This window comes from Pseudomonas sp. OF001 (assembly GCF_904426495.1).
Classification (GTDB): Bacteria; Pseudomonadota; Gammaproteobacteria; order Pseudomonadales; family Pseudomonadaceae; genus Geopseudomonas.
Genome location: NZ_CAJGBM010000001.1, coordinates 389,216 through 411,147 on the forward strand (window position 1 = coordinate 389,216; position 21,932 = coordinate 411,147).

The 21,932-nt window shown below is 70.2% G+C and carries 20 protein-coding genes; 13 read left to right on the plus strand and 7 right to left on the minus strand.

Features of this window, described 5'->3' with window-relative positions:
* Window positions 1–94: 94 nt before the first annotated feature.
* Window positions 95–388: a co-chaperone GroES gene (locus RA210_RS01790; protein WP_201485190.1), complete on the plus strand. Its 294-nt coding sequence runs from the start codon at window positions 95–97 to the stop codon at window positions 386–388.
* A gap of 53 nt (window positions 389–441) precedes the next feature.
* Complete coding sequence (groL, locus tag RA210_RS01795; RefSeq protein WP_136488192.1) at window positions 442–2,082, plus strand: chaperonin GroEL; 1,641 nt, start codon at window positions 442–444, stop codon at window positions 2,080–2,082.
* A gap of 68 nt (window positions 2,083–2,150) precedes the next feature.
* On the opposite strand, the gene RA210_RS01800 is transcribed toward groL, so the two are convergent.
* A complete protein-coding gene (locus RA210_RS01800) occupies window positions 2,151–2,894 on the minus strand; it encodes a phosphatase PAP2 family protein (RefSeq protein WP_136488191.1) in 744 nt (247 codons plus the stop codon).
* Window positions 2,891–4,873 carry an LTA synthase family protein gene (locus RA210_RS01805; RefSeq protein WP_201485191.1) on the minus strand — a complete coding sequence of 661 codons (1,983 nt, stop codon included), beginning with the start codon at window positions 4,871–4,873 and terminating at the stop codon, window positions 2,891–2,893. Before RA210_RS01805 ends, RA210_RS01800 begins: the two co-directional genes overlap by 4 nt.
* Before the next feature lie 164 nt (window positions 4,874–5,037).
* Between RA210_RS01805 and RA210_RS01810 the strand changes: the two genes are divergently transcribed.
* The 9 genes from RA210_RS01810 to RA210_RS01850 all read left to right on the plus strand — a co-directional run bounded on the left by RA210_RS01810 (window position 5,038) and on the right by RA210_RS01850 (window position 12,999).
* Window positions 5,038–5,721: a response regulator transcription factor gene (locus RA210_RS01810; RefSeq protein ID WP_136488189.1), complete on the plus strand. Its 684-nt coding sequence runs from the start codon at window positions 5,038–5,040 to the stop codon at window positions 5,719–5,721.
* On the plus strand, window positions 5,711–6,994 hold the full coding sequence (locus RA210_RS01815) for a sensor histidine kinase (protein ID WP_136488188.1): 1,284 nt from the start codon (window positions 5,711–5,713) through the stop codon (window positions 6,992–6,994). Before RA210_RS01810 ends, RA210_RS01815 begins: the two co-directional genes overlap by 11 nt.
* 82 nt (window positions 6,995–7,076) lie before the next feature.
* A complete protein-coding gene (locus tag RA210_RS01820) occupies window positions 7,077–7,676 on the plus strand; it encodes an SAM-dependent methyltransferase (protein ID WP_136488187.1) in 600 nt (199 codons plus the stop codon).
* Window positions 7,677–7,778: 102 nt separating this feature from the next.
* Entirely contained in the window at window positions 7,779–9,122 is a 1,344-nt protein-coding gene (locus RA210_RS01825) for a UDP-glucose dehydrogenase family protein (protein WP_201485192.1), read from the plus strand.
* Window positions 9,119–10,084 carry an NAD-dependent epimerase gene (locus RA210_RS01830; RefSeq protein WP_136488185.1) on the plus strand — a complete coding sequence of 322 codons (966 nt, stop codon included), beginning with the start codon at window positions 9,119–9,121 and terminating at the stop codon, window positions 10,082–10,084. Before RA210_RS01825 ends, RA210_RS01830 begins: the two co-directional genes overlap by 4 nt.
* A gap of 2 nt (window positions 10,085–10,086) precedes the next feature.
* Complete coding sequence (locus RA210_RS01835) at window positions 10,087–10,869, plus strand: glycosyltransferase family 2 protein (RefSeq protein ID WP_136488184.1); 783 nt, start codon at window positions 10,087–10,089, stop codon at window positions 10,867–10,869.
* A 1-nt stretch (window position 10,870) separates the two neighbouring features.
* Entirely contained in the window at window positions 10,871–11,149 is a 279-nt protein-coding gene (locus RA210_RS01840) for a lipid-A-disaccharide synthase N-terminal domain-containing protein (RefSeq protein ID WP_136488183.1), read from the plus strand.
* A 4-nt stretch (window positions 11,150–11,153) separates the two neighbouring features.
* Window positions 11,154–12,677, plus strand: a complete 1,524-nt coding sequence (locus RA210_RS01845; protein WP_136488182.1) for an ArnT family glycosyltransferase — start codon at window positions 11,154–11,156, stop codon at window positions 12,675–12,677.
* 85 nt (window positions 12,678–12,762) lie between these two features.
* On the plus strand, window positions 12,763–12,999 hold the full coding sequence (locus tag RA210_RS01850) for a hypothetical protein (protein ID WP_136488181.1): 237 nt from the start codon (window positions 12,763–12,765) through the stop codon (window positions 12,997–12,999).
* 47 nt (window positions 13,000–13,046) lie between these two features.
* Here the strand turns inward: RA210_RS01850 and RA210_RS01855 are convergent, their stop codons facing one another.
* The 4 genes from RA210_RS01855 to RA210_RS01870 form a co-directional block, all read right to left on the minus strand.
* Entirely contained in the window at window positions 13,047–14,144 is a 1,098-nt protein-coding gene (locus RA210_RS01855; protein WP_136488180.1) for a DUF1513 domain-containing protein, read from the minus strand.
* Window positions 14,145–14,146: 2 nt separating this feature from the next.
* A complete protein-coding gene (locus RA210_RS01860) occupies window positions 14,147–15,214 on the minus strand; it encodes an imelysin family protein (protein WP_136488179.1) in 1,068 nt (355 codons plus the stop codon).
* Between the two features lie 10 nt (window positions 15,215–15,224).
* Window positions 15,225–16,652, minus strand: a complete 1,428-nt coding sequence (locus RA210_RS01865; protein ID WP_136488178.1) for a di-heme oxidoreductase family protein — start codon at window positions 16,650–16,652, stop codon at window positions 15,225–15,227.
* Window positions 16,653–16,844: 192 nt separating this feature from the next.
* Window positions 16,845–18,188 (minus strand): imelysin family protein, encoded by a 1,344-nt coding sequence (locus RA210_RS01870; RefSeq protein ID WP_201485193.1) that lies wholly within the window; start codon window positions 18,186–18,188, stop codon window positions 16,845–16,847.
* Window positions 18,189–18,375: 187 nt separating this feature from the next.
* Between RA210_RS01870 and RA210_RS01875 the strand changes: the two genes are divergently transcribed.
* Window positions 18,376–18,948: a LemA family protein gene (locus RA210_RS01875; protein WP_136488176.1), complete on the plus strand. Its 573-nt coding sequence runs from the start codon at window positions 18,376–18,378 to the stop codon at window positions 18,946–18,948.
* Window positions 18,948–19,847 (plus strand): GIDE domain-containing protein, encoded by a 900-nt coding sequence (locus RA210_RS01880; protein ID WP_136488175.1) that lies wholly within the window; start codon window positions 18,948–18,950, stop codon window positions 19,845–19,847. The genes RA210_RS01875 and RA210_RS01880 overlap by 1 nt, the downstream gene beginning before the upstream one ends.
* A 6-nt stretch (window positions 19,848–19,853) precedes the next feature.
* On the opposite strand, the gene RA210_RS01885 is transcribed toward RA210_RS01880, so the two are convergent.
* Window positions 19,854–21,932 carry a putative bifunctional diguanylate cyclase/phosphodiesterase gene (locus RA210_RS01885; protein WP_136488174.1) on the minus strand — a complete coding sequence of 693 codons (2,079 nt, stop codon included), beginning with the start codon at window positions 21,930–21,932 and terminating at the stop codon, window positions 19,854–19,856.

Here is a 21,932-nt window from a genome sequence, read left to right on the forward strand (position 1 = left end):
TGCCCCGCGCGTCGCTCCCGGCAACGCCGGAATCTACCAACCCGCCGGTGAACTTCACCGGCAGCTGGAAACAACCTGTTAGGAGAGATCGACAATGAAGCTTCGTCCTCTGCATGACCGCGTCGTGATTCGTCGCAGCGAAGAAGAAACCAAGACCGCAGGCGGCATCGTCCTGCCGGGTTCCGCTGCCGAGAAACCGAATCGCGGTGAAGTCGTCGCTGTCGGCGCCGGTCGCGTTCTGGACAACGGCGAAGTGCGCCCGCTGGCCGTCAAGGTCGGCGACAAGGTGGTGTTCGGCCCGTACTCGGGCAGCAACACCGTCAAGGTCGACGGCGAAGACCTGCTGGTGATGGGCGAGAACGAAATCCTCGCCGTCCTGGAAGACTGATTTCCCGCCGCTTTTCGCGCATTTCCTGAATTCCATCCGAGGTTTAGAAGAACATGGCTGCTAAAGAAGTCAAATTCGGCGATTCCGCTCGCAAGAAGATGCTGGTCGGCGTGAACATCCTGGCCGACGCCGTCAAGGCCACCCTCGGCCCGAAAGGCCGCAACGTGGTGCTGGACAAGAGCTTCGGCGCTCCGCTGATCACCAAGGACGGCGTGTCCGTGGCCAAGGAAATCGAGCTGAAGGACAAGTTCGAGAACATGGGCGCCCAGTTGGTCAAGGACGTGGCCTCCAAGGCCAACGACCAGGCCGGTGACGGCACCACCACCGCCACCGTGCTGGCCCAGGCCATCGTCAACGAGGGCCTGAAGGCCGTCGCCGCCGGCATGAACCCGATGGACCTGAAGCGCGGCATCGACAAGGCGACCATCGCCATCGTCGCCCAGCTGAAGGACCTGGCCAAGCCGTGCACCGACACCAAGGCCATCGCCCAGGTCGGCACCATCTCCGCCAACTCCGACGAGTCCATCGGCAACATCATCGCCGAAGCCATGGACAAGGTCGGCAAGGAAGGCGTGATCACCGTCGAGGAAGGCTCGGGCCTGGAGAACGAGCTGTCGGTCGTCGAGGGCATGCAGTTCGACCGCGGCTACCTGTCGCCGTACTTCGTCAACAAGCCGGACACCATGTCCGCCGAGCTGGAAAACCCGCTGCTGCTGCTGGTCGACAAGAAGATCTCCAACATCCGCGAAATGCTGCCGGTGCTGGAAGCCGTCGCCAAGGCCGGCCGTCCGCTGCTGATCGTCGCCGAGGACGTCGAGGGCGAAGCCCTGGCCACCCTGGTGGTCAACAACATGCGCGGCATCGTCAAGGTCGCCGCCGTCAAGGCTCCGGGCTTCGGCGATCGCCGCAAGGCCATGCTGCAGGACATCGCCATCCTGACCGGCGGCACCGTGATCTCCGAGGAAGTCGGCCTGTCGCTGGAAGGCGCCGGTCTGGAGCACCTGGGCAACGCCAAGCGCGTGGTCCTGAACAAGGAAAACACCACCATCATCGACGGTGCCGGCGCCCAGGCCGACATCGAAGCCCGCGTGGCGCAGATCCGCAAGCAGGTCGAGGAAACCACCTCCGACTACGACCGCGAGAAGCTGCAAGAGCGCCTGGCCAAGCTGGCCGGCGGTGTTGCCGTGATCAAGGTCGGCGCTGCCACCGAAGTCGAGATGAAAGAGAAGAAGGCCCGCGTCGAAGACGCCCTGCACGCCACCCGCGCTGCCGTGGAAGAAGGCGTGGTGCCTGGCGGCGGCGTCGCCCTGGTGCGTTCCCTGCAGGCCATCGAAGGCCTGAAGGGCGACAACGAAGACCAGAACGTCGGTATCGCCCTGCTGCGTCGCGCCGTCGAGGCGCCGCTGCGCCAGATCGTCGCCAATGCCGGCGACGAGCCGAGCGTGGTGGTCGACAAGGTCAAGCAGGGTAGCGGCAACTTCGGCTACAACGCCGCCACCGGCGTGTACGGCGACATGATCGAGATGGGCATCCTCGACCCGGCCAAGGTGACCCGTACTGCCCTGCAGTCGGCTGCCTCCATCGCCGGCCTGATGGTCACCACCGAAGCCATGGTCGCCGACATTCCGGAAGACAAGGCCGCTCCGGCCATGCCGGACATGGGCGGCATGGGTGGCATGGGCGGCATGATGTAAGCCGACCGGCCTTCCGCCCGTAACGAAAACCCCGCGCCTCTGGCGCGGGGTTTTTTATTGCCCGTGAGTCAGCGCCGGGGCGCCGTCTCGAACGGGGGAGCCGGCTGCAGCGCCGCTGCCGGACGGTAGAGCAGCAGGCGATAGCAGCCCAGGCAGATCATCCAGTCGAACAGCGCGGTCCACAGGTTGTGCGACAGGAAGTGCGCGCCCTGCATGACCCGGCCGACGGAGAACAGCGAACCCAGTCCCAGGGCGAACAGCAGGGCGGCGCGGGCCAGGCGTGGCCGGCGGTCGCGCAGGACGAAGTACAGGGCGAACAGGGTGAAGCCGCTGCTGGCGTGGCCGCCCGGCCAGCAGCGGCCGGGGCTGTCGACCACCGGGGCGCGCTCGGCGAGCAGCGGCGTGTAGGTTTCCGCGCCGCCGTAGCGGGTCAGATCCCAGGGGCAATGCACGCCGGTGAGGGTCTTCACCGGGCTGACGATGGCGGTGGACAGCGCCATGGCCAGCACCACATAGCCGAGCGGCCGCCGCCAGGCGGCCCACGGCCGGTGCAGCCAGCTGGCCAGCAGGCCGGCGATGGCCAGCACGCCGATGAGGATCACCCCCTGCTTGGCGCGGTCGTGGAGGACGTTCTCCAGCCAGTAGCTGTGCTTGCCGGCGAAGCCGACGCCCGGCCGGTAGAACAGGTCGGAGATGGCGAAGTCGAGCCGGGTCGGCTCGACCAGCAGGAGCAGGGCGATCAGCGTCGCGGGCAGGACGAGGGCCAGCCCGATGCGCAGCGGGCGCGAGGCGCCCGGAGTCGAGTGGTTCATCGGCGCGCGCTCTCGGTGTGCTGTCCCAGGCCGAACTCCGCCGGCGGCAACTGGCCGTTCCAGGTCAGCAGGCCGTGGCGGAAAGCGTAGCTGGCGGCCTGGTAGTAGGCGATGTCGCGCTCGATCAGCGGATCGTCGAGCGCGGCTGCGTTTTCACGGCTGGCGCCGAGCGCGTCGTCGTGGCGGCGCATCTGCTTCGGCGGGCTGAGGATCGCCAGGTCGGTACCGTCGAACAGGCCGAGGTGCTGGTAGTTGCCGATCAGCACGCGCGGCGGGTTGCTGGCCGGCACGCGCAGGTCGCGGCCGAAGAAGGTCGACTGGTAGTCCAGGCCGAGCAGGCCGAGCAGGGTCGGCGCCAGATCGACCTGGCTGGCCAACTGGCCGTCCTCGCGCGGCTGGATCCACTTGGGCGCGTGGATGAACAGCGGGATGTGGTAGTTGGCCACCGGCAGGTCTTCCTTGCCGGCGCTGCCGGCGCAGTGGTCGGCGACGAAGACGAACAGCGTGTCGTCGAACCAGGGTTTCTGCCGCGCCTTGGCGAGGAAGTCGCCGATGGCCCAGTCGGTGTATTTCACCGCCCCCTCGCGGCCGTCGCCGGAAGTGATGTCGATGCGCCCGTCCGGATAGGTATAGGGGCGGTGGTTGGAGGTGGTCATCAGCTGCAGCAGGAACGGCTTGCCGGCGGCATGGTCGGCGTCGGCGATCTTCATCGCCTGGGCGTAGAGATCCTCGTCGGCCATGCCCCAGGCGTTGGCGAAGTGGATCTCGCTGTCGGGCACGCTGCTCTGGTCGACGATGCGGTAGCCGTTGCCGCCGAAAAAGGCGTTCATGTTGTCGAAGTAGCCGCGTCCGCCGTAGACGAACACGCTGTCGTAGCCGTGGGCCTTGAGCTGCTGGCCGAGGCTGGCGTAGCCGCTCTCGCGACCGATGCGCTTGACGATGGAGCGCCCCGGGGTCGGCGGCACCGACAGGGTGATGGCTTCCAGGCCGCGGTCGGTGCGGGTGCCGGTGGCGTAGAAGTTGCTGAAGGTCAGGCTTTCCCGGCGCAGGGCGTCGAGATTGGGGGTCAGGCCGCGGCTGTCGCCGAAGCTGCCGAGGTACCTGGCCGACAGGCTCTCGATGGTGACCAGCACCACGTTGAGCCGGGCCGGCGGGCCGGGGTTGTCGATCTGCCGGCGGATATTCAGCGGTTCGCCGGCGTGGAAGCGGGCGTTGGGCGCCTGCAGCTCCTCGCGCAGGATGCCGGCCACCTTGTCCATGCCCAGGGTCGGGTAGAACTGCGGGTAGTCCAGCTCGTTGTTGCGGAAGGCGGCGAAGAACTGGTACGGGCCGTTGCTCGCCAGTTCGCGCTGGTAGGCATTGCCGCCCAGGCCGCGCGGGGACTGCTGGTCGAGCAGCGCGAAACCCAGGCCGCTGCAGGCGACGAGCAGGGCGAAGGCGGCCAGGCGGCGGGGCAATGGCGGCATTTCAGCGTCCAGCGCGCGGCGCAGGCACGGTCGCAGGGCGATGGTCAGGCCGATGGCGAGGACGGCGATGGCACCGAGCAGGCGGAACACCGGATAGGACTCGAGGATGTTGTGCAGCACTTCCTCCGAGTACACCAGGTAGTCGACGGCGATGAAGTTGAAGCGCACGCCGAACTCGTCCCAGAACAGCCATTCGGCCAGCGCGCCGAACAGCATGGCGAACAGGCTGACGGCGAACAGCGCCTGCAGCCACAGGCGGTGGCCGGGGCGGCGCCACAGGGATGGCGGGCACAGCAGCAGGTAGAGGGCCAGCGGCGCGGCGGCGAAGGCGAGGAAGCCGAGGTCGTAGAGCAGGCCGGTGCCGAACAGCGCGGCGACCTGCAGCGGCGCCAGGGCGGCCTCGCTCCAGTGGCCGAGCAGCAGCGCGGCACGGGTCAGGGTGAACAGGGCCAGCCAGCAGGCCAGCAGCAGGAACAGGTAGCGCAGGGGCGCGGAGCGTAGGAGTTGTGGCATGACGGGGTCCGAAGCGGTTGAGCGCGCGCAGACTGCGCGCGCGGACGTCATGCCGACGTGAGCGGCGCATGAAAAATGTGTCAAGGCGGGCGGCGTGCGGTAACTTTCCGGCTCTTAAGATTTCCCTAACCCGCCCGTGCGATCCTGGCGGTAGAGGTGACTGCATGCGTATCCTGCTGGTCGAAGACAATCGCGACATCCTGGCCAACCTGGCCGACTATCTGGAACTCAAGGGCTACAGCGTCGACTGTGCGCAGGACGGCCTGTCGGGGCTGAACCTGGCCAGCAGCGGGCACTACGACCTGCTGGTGCTCGACGTGATGCTGCCCGGCCTGGACGGCTACAGCCTGTGCCGGCGCCTGCGCGAGGAGGGCCGCAGCAGCGTGCCGGTGATCATGCTCACCGCCCGCGACCAGCTCGACGACCGTCTGCAGGGCTTCAAGGCCGGCGCCGACGACTACCTGGTCAAGCCGTTCGCCATGAGCGAGCTGGCCGCGCGCATCGAGGCGGTGCTGCGCCGCAGCCAGGGCGCGGCGCGCCGGCTGCTGCAGGTGGCCGATCTCAGCTACGACCTCGACACCCTCGAGGTGGCCCGCGCCGGCCGGCGCCTCAAGCTCAATCCGCTGGGCCTCAAGCTGCTCGCCCTGCTGATGCAGAGGAGCCCCCACGTGCTGCGCCGCGAGGCGCTGGAAGAAGCGCTGTGGGGCGACGACTGCCCGGACAGCGACAGCCTGCGCAGCCACATCCACCAACTGCGCCAGGTGATCGACAAGCCTTTCCCGGCCCCGCTGCTGCACACCGTGCACGGTGTCGGCTACCGCCTGGCCGAGAGTGTCGATGCGCTTTAAGCCCAGCCTGGCGCAGCGCATCGTCATCGCCTTCGCGCTGATGAGCCTGCTGGTGGCCGGCACCTTCGCCGTGGGCACCGTGGCCACCATCCACGTGGTCGAGGAGCGCCTGCTGTCCGCCCAGCTGGGGCGCGACCTCGACCGTCTGCTGAAGATGGAGACCATGGACGAGTGGCGCGCGCAGCCGCGCCCGGACCAGCAGTTCCACTTCACCGGCGGCGTCGAGGAGTTCGCCCTGCCGGTCGATGTCGCCGCGTTGGGCGAGGGGTTCCACGAGGTCTTCCGCGGCGAGCAGGCCTGGCACGCCATGGTGCGTCAGGTGGACGGCCGCCGCTACGTGCTGCTGCAGGACCAGAGCGACTTCGAGCGGCGCGAGCAACTGATCTATGTGGTGGTGGTGGTGGGCTTCCTGTCCAGCGTGCTGCTGGCCATGGGGCTCGGCTGGCTGCTGGCGCGGCGGGTGATGGCGCCGGTGAGCCGCCTGGCGCGCCAGGTGCGTCATCGCGACCAGTTGCTGGCGCTGGCGCCGCCGCTGGCGCCCGACTACGCGCCCGACGAGGTCGGCCAGCTGGCGGCGGCCTTCGATGGCACCCTCAGCCAGCTGCGTCAGGCGCTCAGCCGCGAGCAGCTGTTCACCAGCGACGTCAGCCACGAACTGCGCACTCCGCTGATGGTGCTGGCCGGCGCCTGCGAGCTGCTGCTGGAGAGTCCGGCGCTGGACGAGCGGGGGCGTCGTCAGGTGCAGCGCATCGCCCGGGCCACGGCCGAGATGCGCGAGCTGGTGCAGACCTTCCTGCAGCTGGCCCGCGCGCAATCCGCCCAGGGCGGCGGCGCACCGCGGGCGAGCCTGCGCGAGGTGGCCGACGAGCTGGTGGCGCAGTGGCGCGAGCCGATCGAGGCCAAGGGCCTGCGGCTGGACTATCGGCCGGGCCCGGAGGCGCCGGCCGGCCACCCCTACAACGCGCCGCTGCTGCGCGCGGTACTGGGCAACCTGCTGCGCAACGCCTGGCACTACACCGACAGCGGGCGGATCTGCCTGAGCCTGTCGACCCATGGCTTCAGCGTCGATGACAGCGGCGCCGGAATACCCGAGGAGATGCGCGCGTCGGTGTTCGAGCCTTTCGTGCGCGGCGACCGCGAGCGTGGCGACGGTCTCGGCCTCGGCCTGTCGCTGGTGCAGCGGATCTGCGCCCAGGAGGGCTGGCGGATCGCCCTGCTGCCGGTCGAGCCCCATGGCTGTCGCTTCGAGGTGGACCTGGATCATGGCGCTTGACGTTTTTTTCACATACTGTTCACCCGCCCTTGATGGCTCGGACCTTAGGGTCACGCGCCATCTTTCCTGTGGATCTCCGCGTATGGAACGACCTCGTCCGGCCGAGCCCGAGCAACTGGCGCACTCGCGCGATCACTCCTGCGCGGCAGGGCAGGGGGGCGCCCTGCGCCGGCGACTGCTGCTCTGGCGCGAGGCGCAGCTGCTGCGCCGGGCGCTGAAACTGGCCGGCGAGCCGAACCTGCTCCTCGACCTGTCGCCCGAGGCTGGCCGCTGCTGGCCGCTGCTGGCCGAGCATGACAACCGGGTCATCCTCGCCGCCGGACCTTCGCAGCAGCGCCTCGATGCCGTGCTGGCCGCCCAGCCTGCCGGGCTGGCGGAGCGAGTCAGGGTCTTCCAGGGGACCGCGGCGGCTCTGCTGCTGCCGGACAACGCGGTCGACTGCATTCTCGGCATCGGCCTGCTGCCGTGCGGCGCCGAGGCGCTGCAACTCCGCCAGCAGTTGCGCGAGCTGCGTCGCGTCACCCGCGACACCCTGATCCTGTCGCTGCCGGCCGGGCGTTTCCCCGCCGGCAAGGCCATCGAGGGCGAGCTGGTGCAGGCCGGCTTTGATATTCTTGGGCGTTATGGCCTTTTGCCAGGTTATTCCACTTCGTGGATATACGTGGTGCGCAAGGACGACTAATTAGAACATGAGCGGAGTGCTCGCGCGGCCAGTGCCCCCGGCTCTCCTGCTTGCCGATCGACGACCCGAGGGTCGCAGTTTCCGTTACGGTGTGAGACATCCATGAAAGTCACGGTTTTCGGTACGGGGTATGTGGGACTGACCCAGGCGGTATGCCTGGCGGAAGTGGGGCACTCGGTCTGCTGCGTGGATATCGACGCGGCGCGCATCGAGCGTCTCAACGCCGGGCAGTCGCCGATCTACGAACCCGGGCTGGCCTCGCTGATCACCAAGAACCTGGCCGCCGGCCGCCTGCAGTTCACCGTCGACGCCGAGCGGGCCGTGCGCTTCGCCCGGCTGATCTTCATCGCCGTCGGCACCCCGCCGCTGGCGGACGGCAGCGCCGACCTGCGCCAGGTGTTCGCGGTGGTCGACAGCATCGCCGCGCACAGCGAGCAGGCCAAGCTGATCGTCAACAAGTCCACCTCGCCGGTGGGCACCGTCGACCGCATCGCCGCGCACCTGCGCGAGGCCGCGGCGGGCAAGCCGTGGGCCGATGACTTCCGGGTCGCCTCCAATCCCGAGTTCCTCAAGGAAGGCTGCGCGGTGGACGACTGCATGCGTCCGGAACGGATCATCATCGGCACCGACAGCCCAGAGCTGGTCGCCGTGCTGCGCGAGCTGTACCAGCCGTTCAGCCGCAACCACGAGAAGATCATGGTCATGGACGCGCGCAGCGCCGAGCTGACCAAGTACGCCGCCAACTGCATGCTGGCGACCAAGATCTCCTTCATCAACGAGATCGCCAACCTGGCCGAACGCCTGGGCGCCGACATCGAGATGGTGCGCCGCGGCATCGGCTCGGACTCGCGCATCGGCTACGACTTCATCTACGCCGGCTGCGGCTTCGGCGGCTCGTGCTTCCCCAAGGACATCCAGGCCCTGCAGCAGATCGCCCAGGGCCTGGGTTACCAGCCGCGCCTGCTGCAGGCGGTGGAGGCGGTCAACGCCGCGCAGAAGCAGCGGCTGTTCGAGAAGGTCAGCGCCCACTACGGCGGCAACCTGCGCGGCAGGACCTTCGCCCTGTGGGGCCTGGCGTTCAAGCCCAACACCGACGACATGCGCGATGCCCCCAGCCGCGAGCTGCTCGCCGCGCTGTGGCAGGCCGGCGCGCGGGTACAGGCCTTCGATCCCGAGGCGATGGACGAGGCGCGGCGCCTGTTCGGCGCGCGTGACGACCTGCGGCTGACCGCCAGCAAGGAGGAAGCGCTGGAGGGCGCCGATGCGCTGCTGATCGTCACCGAGTGGCAGGACTTCCGCGTGCTGGACGAGGAACTGGTCAAGGCCAAGCTCGCCGACCGGGTGATCTTCGACGGCCGCAACCTGTTCGAGCCGGCCACCCTGGCGGCTGCCGGCATCACCTACTACGGCATCGGCCGCGGCTGCAGCGTCGAGGGGGCGGCATGAAGTTCCTGGTCACCGGAGCCGCCGGGTTCATCGGCTTCCATGTCGCCCGCCGGCTGTGCGCCGAAGGCCACGAAGTGGTCGGCATCGACAATCTCAACGACTACTACAGCGTGGCGCTCAAGGAAGCGCGCCTCGCCCGCCTGGCGGAGCTGCCCGGCTTCAGCTTCCAGCGGCTGGACATCGTCGACAAGGCGGGGCTGCTGGCGCTGTTCGAGGCACAGCGCTTCCAGCGCGTCATCCACCTGGCGGCGCAGGCCGGGGTGCGCTATTCGGTGGACCATCCGGAGGTCTACGTCGAGTCCAACCTGAGCGGCTACCTGAACATCCTCGAGGCCTGCCGGCATTTTCCGGTCGAGCACCTGCTCTACGCCTCGAGCAGTTCGGTGTACGGCCTCAACGACAAGCTGCCGTTCGCCACCCGGGATCCGGTGGAGCAGCCGGCCTCGCTGTATGCCGCCAGCAAGCGCGCCAACGAGCTGATGGCCTTCACCTACGCGCACCTGTACGGCGTGCGCGCCACCGGCCTGCGCTTCTTCACCGTCTACGGCCCCTGGGGCCGCCCGGACATGGCGCTGTTCAAGTTCACCGACGCCATCCTCCATGGTCGGCCCATCGACATCTACAACGACGGGCAGATGTCGCGCGACTTCACCTACATCGACGACATCGTCGAGGGCATCCTGCGCCTGCAGGCCCTGCCGCCGGCCGGCGCGGTGCCGAGCAAGGTGTACAACATCGGCCGCGGCGAGCCGGTGCGCCTGCTCGACTTCGTCGAGTGTCTCGAGGCCGCCCTCGGCGTCGAGGCGCAGAAGAACTTCCTGCCCCTGCAGCCCGGCGACGTGCTGCGCACCTGGGCGGATGTCGACGAGCTGGCCGAACTGATCGACTTCCGTCCGGCAACCACGCTGCAGAGCGGCGTGAGCCACTTCGTCAACTGGTATCGGGATTACTACGCGGTATAACAATGACCCAACAGACCATTTCCAACCCGGCCGGCACCGCCGCGTCCGGCGACATCTACGTTTCCGTGGTGATCCCGGCCAAGAACGAGGCCGACAACCTGCCGAGCCTGCTCGGCGAGGTGCGCGCCGCGCTGGCCGACGAAGCCTACGAGGTGATCGTGGTGGACGACGGCAGCACCGACAGCACCGCCGCCGCCCTGCGCGCGCTCAAGCGCGAGGGCTTCGACCAGCTGCGCATCCTCAGCCACACCCACTCGCTGGGGCAGAGCACCTCGATCTACCACGCCGCCCAGGTCGCCCGCGGCCAGTGGCTGGCCACCCTCGACGGCGACGGGCAGAACGATCCGGCCGACCTGCCCGGCATGCTGGCGCTGGTGCGCGGCACCGAGGGGCATGCCGATGCGGTCAAGCTGGTCGCCGGCCACCGCGTCAACCGCCGCGACACCGCCAGCAAGCGCTGGGCCTCGCGCTTCGCCAACCGCCTGCGCAGCCGCCTGCTGCGCGACGAGACGCCGGACACCGGCTGCGGCATCAAGGTGATCGAGCGCGCCGCCTTCCTGCAGCTGCCCTATTTCGACCACATGCACCGCTTCATCCCGGCGCTGATCAAGCGCCACAACGGGCGGATGATCGTCCATCCGGTCAATCACCGTCCGCGCGGCGCCGGCGTCTCCAAGTATGGCAACCTGGATCGCGCGCTGGTCGGCATCCTCGACCTGTTCGGCGTGTGGTGGCTGATCCGGCGCACCCGCCTGGATCTGGCGGCGCACGAGGTCGAGGGCTGACATGGGGCGTGAGACTCTCTGGCTGGTGGTCGGCTTCGCCGGCCAGCTGGCCTTCACCGGCCGCTTCGCCCTGCAGTGGCTGTACAGCGAGTACAAGAAGCGCAGCATCATTCCGGTCGGTTTCTGGTACCTGAGCATCGTCGGCAGCGCGCTGTTGCTGGCCTATGCCATCTACCGCGAGGACCCGGTGTTCATCCTCGGCCAGTCGTTCGGCTTCGTCGTCTACCTGCGCAACCTGCAGCTGATCGCGCGGCACAAGGACAAGGAAAAGGGGGACTGAGCCGATGCGTCTGCCGATCTCGCCGCGGCGCGCCCCGCTGTGGCTGCTGGCCCTGGCGCTGCTCATGCTCGGCGCCGGTCTGGGCCTGCGCCAGCCGCTCAATGTCGACGAGGAGCGCTTCCTCGGCGTCGCCATGGAGATGCTGCAGAGCGGTTCCTGGTTCATCCCGCACCGCGCGGCGGAAATCTATCCGGACAAGCCGCCGCTGTTCATGTGGGCGGTGGCGCTGTTCGTCCGGCTCACCGATGCGCCCATCCTGGCGCTGTTCCTGCCGGCGCTGCTGGCCGGCGCGGTGGCCACCCTGTGCCTGTACGACCTGGGGCGGCGGCTGTGGAATCCGCGCATCGGCGTGATCGCCGCGCTGCTGTTCCTCGCCACCTACCAGACCCACAGCATCCTGCGCGCCGGGCAGATCGACGGCTTCCTCTGCCTGTGGATCATCCTCGGCGTCTACGGCCTGCTCCGCCACCTGCTGCTGGGGCCGGCCTGGGGCTGGTTCTACCTGGGCTGCGCGGCGATGGGGTTCGGCATCATCAGCAAGGGCGTCGGCTTCCTGCCGATCCTGCTGCTGATCCCCTATTTCTACGCCGCGCGCCGGGGCTGGACGGGCGTGGTGGCGATGCCGGGACAGGGGCGGCGCTGGTGGCTGGGCCTGGCAGCGATGCTGGCGGCCATCGCGGTCTGGCTGCTGCCGCTGCTGGTGATGGTCGCGCTGCAGGGCAATGCCGAGAGCGTCGCCTATGTGCAGGAGATCCTCCTCAAGCAGACCGCCAAGCGCTACGCCGACGCCTGGCACCACCGCGAGCCGTTCTGGTACTTCTTCGCCGAGGTGATTCCCAAGTACTGGCTGCCGATGTTCCTCGCCCTGCCGTGGCTGGTGCCGGCCTGGCGCCGCCAGCTGGCCAAGCGCGACGGCCGGGTGCTGGTGCTGCTCGGCTGGGTGGTGCTGGTCCTGCTGTTCTTCTCGCTGAGCAGCGGCAAGCGCAAGCTGTACATCTATCCGGCGCTGCCGGGGCTGGTGCTGCTGGTCGCCCCGCTGGTGCCCTGGCTGCTGCGCCGCTGGTTCGCCCGGCGGCCGCGTGGGCGCCAGGTCTTCGTCGGCCTCGCGCTGGTGTGGTTCGCCCTGTGGTTCGCCCGCGGCTGGATCGAGCCGCTCAAGGAGGGCGCCAATCCCCACGACGCGATCATGGCCCAGGCGGCCGAGCTGAGCGGCGGCGCCGATCTGGTGCTGACCACCTGGCGCGAGGGCCACTGGCTGTATGCGCGCCAGCCGATCGTGCATTTCGGCTTCGCCCGGCCGGAGTCGGTGGATCGGGCGGCCGAGTGGCTGCGCGGCCATCCGCAGGCCTTCGCGCTGATTCCCTCCACGGAGCTGGCGCGCTGCTTCGATCCGGAGCAGGCCCGCCAGCTGGGCGAGACCTCGCGGGAGGTCTGGTACCTGGTGGGTGCCGCGGCGGACAACGGCCAGTGCCGGAGCTCGCAGCCGGCCAAGGCCTATCGCTTCGCCTGGCGCCGGCCGCTGCCATGACCGGCCGCCATTCGTCGCAGCTGATCCGGGAGGGGAATGGCCTCGGCTACGGTTATCTGTGTATCTCCGGTGAGGATGTCAGGAGGTGACCAAGATGAAACCGTATGTGGTTCGCGGCCTTTTCCTGGTGGCGGCGTTCGGAGTGGTCGCGCAGGCCGCGGCCAGCTGGTGGAATCCGGGCGTGACAGTGATCCGCAGCAGCCAGCTGGCCCAGCAGCCGCTCGCCCACAGCATTCCGAGCGAGCGACAGCGGGCACGGAGCAGTACCGATCCGCAGGGGCTGCTGATGCTCTACCAGATCGTGCAGGGCATGCGCGGCTGAATCGGCCGGGCGGCCCGGGCTGGGCGGTGGGCAACCCGCGCCCTGGCTCAGGCCAGGCGCAGGTGGTTGTCCCACAGCCCGGCCGGCAGCTGCAGTGCCTGCATGGCGATGTCCGCCTGGCGGCAGTCGTACAGGCGGCAGCGGCCCTGCCCTGAGCTGACCACGAAGCCCTCGGCGCAGGCGGCGACGCCGGCGCAGTCGGGCAGCGGCGCATCCAGGCGCAGTTCGGCGCTGTCCAGATCCCAGATGAACACCCGGTTGCCGCGCGGCGCGGTGATCGCCAAGAGGCGCAGGCCGCTGTGGATCGCCACGCTGGCGGTGTACTGGTGCATCGCCAGGCGCTGCGCCTCGCCGAGCGGGAACGCCTGGAAGGCCTGGCCGGGACGCTTGATCGCCACCAGCGGCACGGCGTCGCCCGGGTCGCCCTCGTACTGCTGGCCGCTGACCACGGTGCCGTCGCTGGCCACCGCCAGGTGGCGCACGCTGTTCATCGACTCGGGCAGCTGCTCCTTGCTGAGCAGCGTGCCGTCGCGGCGCAGCAGCACCAGGCTCGGCTCCATGGCGTCGAGGTTCATCGCCGCGCGGCTGTCGGCCTCGGTGCGGATGCCGCCGTTGGCCACCACCAGGGTCTCGCCGTCGGGCAGCCACAGCAGCTGGTGCGGGCCGACGCCGTGGCTCGACAGTTCGCCGTGGCGCACCAGGCGCTGGCCGTCCAGACGCCAGACGCCGACCACCCCGCGCCCCGGCTCGCCGGTGTCGTTCTCGGTGCTGTACAGCCACTGTCCGCTGCGGTGGAACACCGCATGGCCCTGGAAGTGCCGGTCGGACGGCGTGGCCACGGTCTGCAGCAGACGGCCGTCGCGGGTGTCGATCAGGTAGCTGTCGCGGCTCGGCCGGCGGCCGACGAACAGCGCCAGCGGCAGCGCCGGGTGCGGTACCACGTCGTGGCAGCGCTCGGCGACCGGGGTGGCGAACTGGCGGCTGCCGTCGAGGCGGTAGCCGACCGCGTAGTGGCGGCCGTCGGCGTCGTTGCGCGCCGACAGCAGCAGCGGCGCCTGGCCGGCGCCGCGGCCGAGGGTCCAGCCGCCGAGGGCGGAGGCGGCGAGCAGGGCGCCGCCGAGGCCGAGGAAGGTGCGTCTGTGCATGCTCAGTCGCCGTCGTGGGCGTTGAAGCCCAGCTGGATGCCCAGCGCCTTGGCCAGCTCGGCCTCGTGCAGACGGTGCAGGGTGCCGAGGCTGTCGTACAGCTGGCCGAGGCTGGCGCGGCCGGCCTCGTCGGCGAGCAGTACGCCGAGCGGCTGGCCGAGGGCGGCGATGCGCTGGCGGGTCTCGTGGTAGGCGGCGTCGATGCGGGTGGCCAGGTCTGCCTGCTCCTTGCCCAGCAGGCCGCGCACGCCTTCGCGCCACAGGCTCTCGGCGCTGGCCAGGCTGGCGTCGATCAGCGCCAGCGAGGCGCCGCTGCGCCAGGCTTCGGCCTGGTAGGGCTGCGGCGGCTTGCCGCCGAGCGGCAGCGGGGTGTTGAGCTTGCGCTTGAGGCCGTCGAGGGCGCCGACCTGGGCGCGCAGCAGCTCGGCGACGGCCTCGCGGCCCTCGGCGTAGCGGGTGTTGGGGAAGCTCTTGAGCTGCGCGGCCAGCCCCTGTTCGCCCAGCCAGCTACCCAGCACCTGGGCCGAGAGGGCCTGCTGGTGGCTGCCGATGGCCAGCAGCAGCGGGCAGTAGCGGCGCTTCTGCTCGAGGTCGGCGAGGTCGATGCCCTGGTCGAACAGCAGGTATTCGTAGGCGCTCAGCCCCTGCACCACCACGCTGGCCTTCTCCAGCTCGGCCTGCCTGAGCTGCGGGGTCTTGTCGAGCAGGGCTTCGACCTGGCGGGCCACCAGGTTCTTCTTGTCCGGCCAGAACTGCACCTGCCAGGCCAGGTTGCCCTCGCCGAGCGGGCCGACGGCCAGCGGCTGCAGGGCGGCCCAGGCGCCGTGGGCGGTGAGGTAGGCCTGGCGGGCGGCGGCCAGGTCCTGCTCGCCGGCGCAGAAGGCGCGGGCGCTGTCGGCCAGCTGGCGGTCGCTGTCGGTCCAGCGGGTGTAGGCGGGCAGCAGCACGCCGTCGGTGAGCGCGGCGCTGGCGGCGGCGAAGGGCTCGGCCTTCGGCTTGGGCGGCTCGCCGTTCGAGCAGCCGGCCAGCAGGGCCAGCAGGGACAGGGAGAGCAGGGCGGGGCGCAGCATCGATTGCTCCTTAGAGGGAATTGAGGAAGGCCAGCAGGGCGGCGCGCTGGCTGGCGTCGAAGGCGATCACCGCCTGGCGGGCGCCTTCGGCCTCGCCGCCGTGCCAGAGGATGGCCTCCAGCAGGTTGCGCGCGCGGCCGTCGTGGAGGAAGCGGGTGTGGCCGTTGACCGTCTCGGTGAGGCCGATGCCCCACAGCGGCGGGGTGCGCCATTCGCGGCCGCTGGCCTGGAATTCGGGGCGATTGTCCGCCAGACCGTCGCCCATGTCATGCAGCAGCAGGTCGCTGTAGGGGCGGATCAGCTGGCCGGCCAGCTCCGGCTCGGCGGCGTCCGCCGCAGTGGTGAAACTCGGCGTGTGGCAGGCCTGGCAGCCGGCCTGGTGGAACAGGCCCTTGCCGGCGAGCACCTGCGGGTCGTCGACCTGGCGCCGCGCCGGCACCGCGAGGTTGCGGGTATAGAACAGCACCTGGGCGAGGATGTGCGCGCTGACTTCCGGTGTGCCGCCGTCGGGCAGCGCCCGGCAGTCCAGCTGGCTCTCGGTGCAGCTGCTGCCGGCGAGCAGCGGGGTGGACAGGCCCATGTCGTTGAAGAAGGCGTCGGCGTTCTGCTGGTTGAGCGACGGCTGGCCGGCCTTCCAGCCGAAGCGGCCGAGGCGGGTGGTCTGGCTGGCATGGTCCCAGACCCGGTTGGGCCGGCCGGAAATGCCGTCGCCGTCGCGATCGTCGGGATCGGCATTGGCGAGGATCGCCGCCTCGGGGATCGCCTCGAGCAGGCCCAGGCCGATCATCGGCGGCGCCACGCGCAGGGAGAACAGGGTGTCGGGATGCAGCGCGCCGTAGCCGAGCTGGCTGAGCTGCAGCTCGGGACGCTGCAGCTCGACACGGCTGCCGTCGCCGAGGGTGACCAGCTCGGTCGAGTAGCGCACTCGCACCCGGCCTTCCGGGGTTGCGCCGGGGATGGCGGTGTCCTGCAGCTGGCCGCCGTAGGCCGGCTCGGGGATCAGCCCCTGGCGCTCGAGCAGGGCCTCCTGGCCAGGCTGGGCGGGGATCGACAGGCGCACCAGGCTGGACACCGCGTTGTCCGCGGCGCTGCCCGGCGGATGGCCGCGGCCGTCCTTGATGTGGCAGTTCTGGCAGGCGTTGGTGTTGAACAGCGGGCCGAGGCCGTCGCGGGCGTCGGTGGAGGCCGGGGCGATCACCCAGGGGTTGCGGAAGAAGCTGTTGCCGACGCTGAAGTCCAGGCGGCGGCTGGGCGAGAGGTTGGCCGAGGGCAGCGAGAAGGCGTTCTGGTCGGCCTTGCGGACCGTGGCGGCGCCGCCGGACAGCGCCTCGCCGGGTTCGGCGGCGCTGAAGCGTGGCGTCTCGGGTTGCTCGCAGCCGGCCAGCAGCAGGCTCAGGGCCAGTGCGCCGAGGGGGCGCAGGACAGGCAGGACGGGCATGGCGGTGAAACTCCCGGGGGGCCGAACGGTGCGATAGTGTAACAGCGCGTTTCGGTGCAAATAAGAGTTTTTTTCATTTGCCCGGCAGCCTGGCGGGCGCCAGGGCTCGGCCGTCGGGGGCTGCCGCGCCGCTACCGTGGCAGGAGGCGGCGGGAGCCGGGGCCTGAGGCCCGCGCTCCCGCCGGAGGCGGCTCAGAACTGGTGGTCGGCGGTATCCGGGTTGAGGTCGCTGATGCCCAGCTTGCCGGCGGCCTGCTCGATGCTGGCGGTCTGCTTGACCAGCGCGGCGATGCCGTCGCGGATGATCTGCTGGCCGGCGGTGTTGTCGGCGGCGATCAGCTGGTCGAAGTGCACGCCGTCCTTCTCGGCGCTGTCCACCAGCTTCTGCAGGGCGGCCTGGGTGGCGTCCAGGTCGGCCTTCAGCGCGCTGTCGGCCGCGGCGTCGGCCTGGGCCACCAGCGAGGACAGGCTCGGGCCGCCCAGCAGGCTGCCGTCGACGCGGCGGTACTCGCCGAGGTAGACGTTGCGGATGCCCAGGGCGTTGAAGAAGTGCGAGTTGTGGGTGTTGTCGCTGAAGCAGTCGTGCTCGTCCTCGGTGGAGTTGGCCTCCAGCGCCACCTTCATGCGCTCGCCGGCCAGCTCGCCCAGCGACAGGCTGCCCATGCCGAACAGCATCTTGCGCAGGCCGTTGTCGGCCGGCTCGGCCTCCAGCCTGGCGCGGTAGTTGTCGGCCACGCCGGCCTGCCACTGGCCGGCCATGTATTCGAGGTCGCTGACCAGCAGGGCGGTGGCGGCCTTGAGGTACTCGCGGCGGCGCTCGTTGTGGCCGCCGGTGGCGCCTTCGCCGACCAGGTAGTCGCTGGCCGGGCGGTTGCCGGCACCCGGCTGGCTGCCGTTGAGGTCCTGGCCCCAGAGCAGGAACTCGATGGCGTGGTAGCCGGTGGCGACGTTGGCTTCCGAGCCGCCCAGTTCGTTGAGGCTGGCCAGCAGCTCGCCGGTGATGGTGCTGGCGTCGAGCTTGTCCTCGCCGACCTGGATTTCGGTGTTGGCGATGAGGTTGGCGGTGGCGCCGGGGTTGCCGAGGGCGTGCTGGTAGTCCTTGGCCACGTAGTCGATCAGGCCCTCGTCCAGCGGCCAGGCGTTGAGCTGGCCTTCCCAGTCGTCGACCACCGGGTTGCCGAAGCGGAACACCTCGCTCTGCATGTAGGGCGTGCGCGCGGCCAGCCAGGCCTCGCGGGCCGCCTTGAGGGTGGCCTCGTTCGGGGTGGTGAGCAGGGCGTCGACCGCCTGCTGCAGGGCCTTGGCAGTGCCGAGGGCGTCGCTGAACACCGCGGAGGCCAGCTCGGCGTAGTGGCCGACCACCGCCTTGGCCGCGGCCGGGTCAACATTCGCGGCCGGTGCGGCGGCCGACACCTGCGGGGCAGCGGTCGGGGCGGCGCTCTGCGCCGGCGCCTCGACTTTCTTGTCCTCGCCGCAGCCGGCGAGGGCGATGGACAGGGCGAGCAGGCTGGTGGCGACCAGGGGGAAACGGGGCATGGGGCGATCCTTGTGTGGGCAGCGGGTGGCAGCTGAGAGATGGTTTCGAAACATAATGCGAAATATTCGCATCGATGGGAAGGGCTGTCGTGCGCCGTCGGGCGATGCCGCGCGGCTGTGCGGCGCCGCGCGCCGTGCCCGGCGGGCTCCCGTTATACTGGCGGCCACTTCACAGGGAGTCCCGCGCATGAGTCCGAGTACCGTCGCCATTCTGGTGGTCATCGTCCTGCTGGCCGGCTACGCCGTGCAGATCTACAACGCCCTGGTGCGCCTCAAGCACGGGGTGGGCAAGGCCTGGTCGAACATCGACGTGCTGCTGCGCCAGCGCCACGAGGAGTTGCCCAAGCTGGTGGAGACCTGCCGGCAGTACATGCAGCACGAGCGCAATACCCTGGAGGCGGTGATCGCCGCGCGCAGCGCGGTGGCAGCGGCGCGCGAGCAGGGCGACGTCGCCGCCCTCGGCCGTGCCGAGAGCGGTCTGCGCGCCGGCCTCGGCCAGCTGTTCGCGCTCGCCGAGAGCTACCCGCAGCTCAAGGCCAACGAGAGCTTCCAGCACCTGCAGCAGCGCATCACCGGGCTGGAGAACGGCATCGCCGACCGCCGCGAGCTGTACAACGAGTCGGTCAACCTCAACAACGTGCGCATCGAGCAGTTCCCCGACGTGCTGGTCGCCCGCCTGTTCGGCTTCGGGGCCGCCGAGCTGCTGCAGTTCAGCGAGGCGGAGAAGGCCGACGTCGACCTCAGGCAGCTGTTCGGCTGATGGCCGTCGATCCGGGCCAACTGCTGGCCCTCGGCATGGCCGGCGCGGCCAGCGTCGGCGGTGGCTGGTGGTGCCTGCGCCGCCTCGGCCAGGCGCGCCTGCTGGAGGACATGCCGACCTCGCGGATCCGCTCGGCGGCGCAGGGCTACGTCGAGCTGTACGGCGTGCTGCGCGACGGCCCGGGCGAGCCGCTCGTGGCCCCGCTGACCGGCATGCCGTGCCGCTGGTGGCGCTATCGCATCGAGGAGTATCGCGAGAACGGCAAGCACAAGTCCTGGCGGGTGGTGGAGTCGGCCAGCAGCGAGGGCTGGCTGGCCCTCGAGGATGCTTCTGGGCAGTGCCTGATCAATCCGCTCGGCGCCGAGGTGCGGCCGCTGCACCGCCAGGTATGGCACGGCGACCAGCGCCACCCGCGCCACGCCCCGGCGCACGGCCTGCTCGGCAGCCTGCTGAACATGGGGCGGCGCTATCGTTATGTCGAGGAGCGCCTGCACGCCGGCGATCCGCTGTACGCCCTCGGCGAGTTCCGCACCAGCGGCGGCGGGCGCCAGGGACTCGACCTGGCCGCGGCCCAGGCGGCGCTGGTGCGCGAGTGGAAGCAGGATTTCCAGGGCCTGCTGGGGCGCTTCGATCGCGATGGCGACGGCCGGCTCAGCGAGCAGGAGTGGCGCCTGGTGCGCCTGGCCGCGCAGCTGGAGGCGGAGGATCGCCACGCCCAGGCCAGCCGGGCGCCGGAGCAGAACCACCTGCGCCGCCCGCCGGAGGGCCTGCCGTTCCTGCTGTCCTGCAGGGGCGAGGACGAGCTGGCGCGCACCTTCCGCTGGCAGGCGCTGGGCGGCGCGCTGCTCTGCCTGGGCGGGGCGCTGGCCGTGACCTGGCTGCTGCGCCAGGGCGGCTGAGGTCGTTCAGCCCAGGCGGCCCAGCGGCCGGCCGGCTGTCCCCTGGGCCGCGCGGCGCAGGGCGTTGCTCAGGTACTGGGTCACCTCGAAGGCCGGCAGCGGCCGGCAGTACAGGTAGCCCTGGCCCTCGTCGCAGCCGTGTGCGAGCAGGTAGGCCTCCTGCTCCGCGGTTTCCACGCCCTCGGCGATCACCTGCATGTCCAGGTTGTGCGCCAGCTGGATGATGGCATGGGCGATGATGGCGTCGTCCTGGTTGCGTGGCAGGTCGCGCACGAAGCTGCGGTCGATCTTGATCTTGTCCAGCGGCAGGCTCTTCAGGTAGCTCAGCGACGAGTAGCCGGTGCCGAAGTCGTCGACCGCCAGCAGCACCTTGGCCAGGCGCAGGCTGTTGAGCTGCTGGGCGGCCTGGGCGACGTTGGTCATCAGCCCGGTCTCGGTCACTTCCAGCTCGAGGCTGTAGGGCTGCAGGCCGTAGCGCTGGATCAGGCCGAGCACCTGGCGCGGCAGTTTCTCGCTGCGCAGCTGCGCGGTGGACAGGTTGATCGCCATGCGCAGCCCTTCCAGGCCCTGGGCGTGCCAATCGCGCAACTGGCGGCAGGCCCGCTCCAGCACCCAGTCGCCGATCTCGAGGATCAGCCCGCTCTGCTCGGCCAGCGGGATGAACTGGTCCGGTGGCACGAAGCCCAGCTGCGGATGGCGCCAGCGCAGCAGCGCCTCGACGCCGACCACCCGCTGCGCGGCCCCGGCGACCTGCGGCTGGTAGTACAGCTCCAGCTGCTCGCTGTGCAGGGCCTGGCGCAGGTCCTGCTCGAGCTGGCGGCGTCGGCGGATCTCGCGGTCGAGGCTGGCGATGAAGAACTGGTAGCGCTGGCGGTTGCCCTGCTTGGCCAGGGTCAGGGTCTGCTCGGCGCGCTGCAGCAGGCGCTCGCCGTCGTCGCCGTCATCGGGATACAGGGTGATGCCGATGGTGGCGCCGAGACGGATCTGCTGGTCGCCGATGGTCTGCGGGCTGGACAGCGCATCGAGCACCTGCTGGGCCAGTTCGGCGACCTCGTAGCCGTGCTGGAAGGCGATCTGCACCAGGGCGAACTGGTCGCCGCCCAGGCGCGCCAGGCCGGCCAGCCGGCTGTCGAGGGCGCGCAGGCGCTCGGCGACGGTGACCAGCAGGCGGTCGCCGGCCTGGTAGCCGTATTTCTCGTTGAGGCTGTTGAAGTCGTCGAGCCCCAGGCACAGCACCGCTACGCGTCCCTGGCTGCGATTGGCCTCGCGCAGCAGGCGGCCGAGCTGCTGCTGCAGCAGCGGCCGGCCGGGCAGGCCGGTGAGCTGGTCGAACTGGCTCATGCGCTGCAGGTTGCTCTCCGCCTCGCGGCGCCGGCTCTGGTGGTGGGCGATGGCGGCGAGCAGCTGGTTGGCGCGCGCGACCCACTGGCCGAGTTCGTCGCGTTCGTGGCCGCGCAGCGGCGGCAGCTGGTGCTCGCCCGGGCGCTCCGGGTCAATGCGCGTCAGGTTGCCGAGCAGGCGCGCCAGCGGCAGGGTCAGCTGGCGGCGGCACAGCCAGAACAGCGCCAGGCCCAACAGCAGGATGAACACCAGGCTGCTGGCGAGCTGGAAGCGCACGCCGGCGACGAAGCGCTCGGCCAGGTGGCTGCTGTCGAGGGTGAGGGTCAGCTCGCCGCAGGACTCCTGCCTGAGCGTCGGGCAATGCAGGCGCAGGCTGAAGGGCTGCGGCGGGCCGAACAGCTCCGCGGCTAAGCCGGGCGCGGCAGGTGCCGGCTGGGTGCGCTGGTCGCCGGCCAGCGGGGTGCCATGTCCGTCGCGCAGGCTGGCGCGCAGCACGCCCGGGTGTTGCAGCAGGCCGGCCACCAGCTGTTCGGCGAGGCGGCGATCCTCGCGGAAGCTGGCCAGGGCCGCGCCCTCGCGGAACATGCCGAGCAGTTGCCGGCCCTCGGTGCGGATGGCCTGGCGGCTCAGCTGCAGGTCGTGGGCGATCTGCGCGCTGCTGAACAGCAGGCCGAGCGCGACTGCCGCCAGCAGGATGAAGCCGAGCAGGCGCTGCGAGAGGCTCTTCTGGACGTCTGGCGGCAC

Bases quoted from the DNA above. Each gene is read 5' to 3' on its own strand.
- RA210_RS01845 (WP_136488182.1), top strand. From the start codon at position 11,154: ATGCGTCTGCCGATCTCGCCGCGGCGCGCCCCGCTGTGGCTGCTGGCC.
- RA210_RS01810 (WP_136488189.1), top strand. From the start codon at position 5,038: ATGCGTATCCTGCTGGTCGAAGACAATCGCGACATCCTGGCCAACCTG.
- RA210_RS01860 (WP_136488179.1), bottom strand. From the start codon at position 15,214: ATGCTGCGCCCCGCCCTGCTCTCCCTGTCCCTGCTGGCCCTGCTGGCC.
- RA210_RS01880 (WP_136488175.1), top strand. From the start codon at position 18,948: ATGGCCGTCGATCCGGGCCAACTGCTGGCCCTCGGCATGGCCGGCGCG.
- RA210_RS01800 (WP_136488191.1), bottom strand. From the start codon at position 2,894: ATGAACCACTCGACTCCGGGCGCCTCGCGCCCGCTGCGCATCGGGCTG.
- RA210_RS01870 (WP_201485193.1), bottom strand. From the start codon at position 18,188: ATGCCCCGTTTCCCCCTGGTCGCCACCAGCCTGCTCGCCCTGTCCATC.
- RA210_RS01790 (WP_201485190.1), top strand. From the start codon at position 95: ATGAAGCTTCGTCCTCTGCATGACCGCGTCGTGATTCGTCGCAGCGAA.
- RA210_RS01855 (WP_136488180.1), bottom strand. From the start codon at position 14,144: ATGCACAGACGCACCTTCCTCGGCCTCGGCGGCGCCCTGCTCGCCGCC.
- RA210_RS01835 (WP_136488184.1), top strand. From the start codon at position 10,087: ATGACCCAACAGACCATTTCCAACCCGGCCGGCACCGCCGCGTCCGGC.
- RA210_RS01875 (WP_136488176.1), top strand. From the start codon at position 18,376: ATGAGTCCGAGTACCGTCGCCATTCTGGTGGTCATCGTCCTGCTGGCC.
- RA210_RS01815 (WP_136488188.1), top strand. From the start codon at position 5,711: ATGCGCTTTAAGCCCAGCCTGGCGCAGCGCATCGTCATCGCCTTCGCG.
- RA210_RS01825 (WP_201485192.1), top strand. From the start codon at position 7,779: ATGAAAGTCACGGTTTTCGGTACGGGGTATGTGGGACTGACCCAGGCG.
- RA210_RS01805 (WP_201485191.1), bottom strand. From the start codon at position 4,873: ATGCCACAACTCCTACGCTCCGCGCCCCTGCGCTACCTGTTCCTGCTG.
- RA210_RS01865 (WP_136488178.1), bottom strand. From the start codon at position 16,652: ATGCCCGTCCTGCCTGTCCTGCGCCCCCTCGGCGCACTGGCCCTGAGC.
- RA210_RS01820 (WP_136488187.1), top strand. From the start codon at position 7,077: ATGGAACGACCTCGTCCGGCCGAGCCCGAGCAACTGGCGCACTCGCGC.
- RA210_RS01840 (WP_136488183.1), top strand. From the start codon at position 10,871: ATGGGGCGTGAGACTCTCTGGCTGGTGGTCGGCTTCGCCGGCCAGCTG.
- groL (WP_136488192.1), top strand. From the start codon at position 442: ATGGCTGCTAAAGAAGTCAAATTCGGCGATTCCGCTCGCAAGAAGATG.
- RA210_RS01830 (WP_136488185.1), top strand. From the start codon at position 9,119: ATGAAGTTCCTGGTCACCGGAGCCGCCGGGTTCATCGGCTTCCATGTC.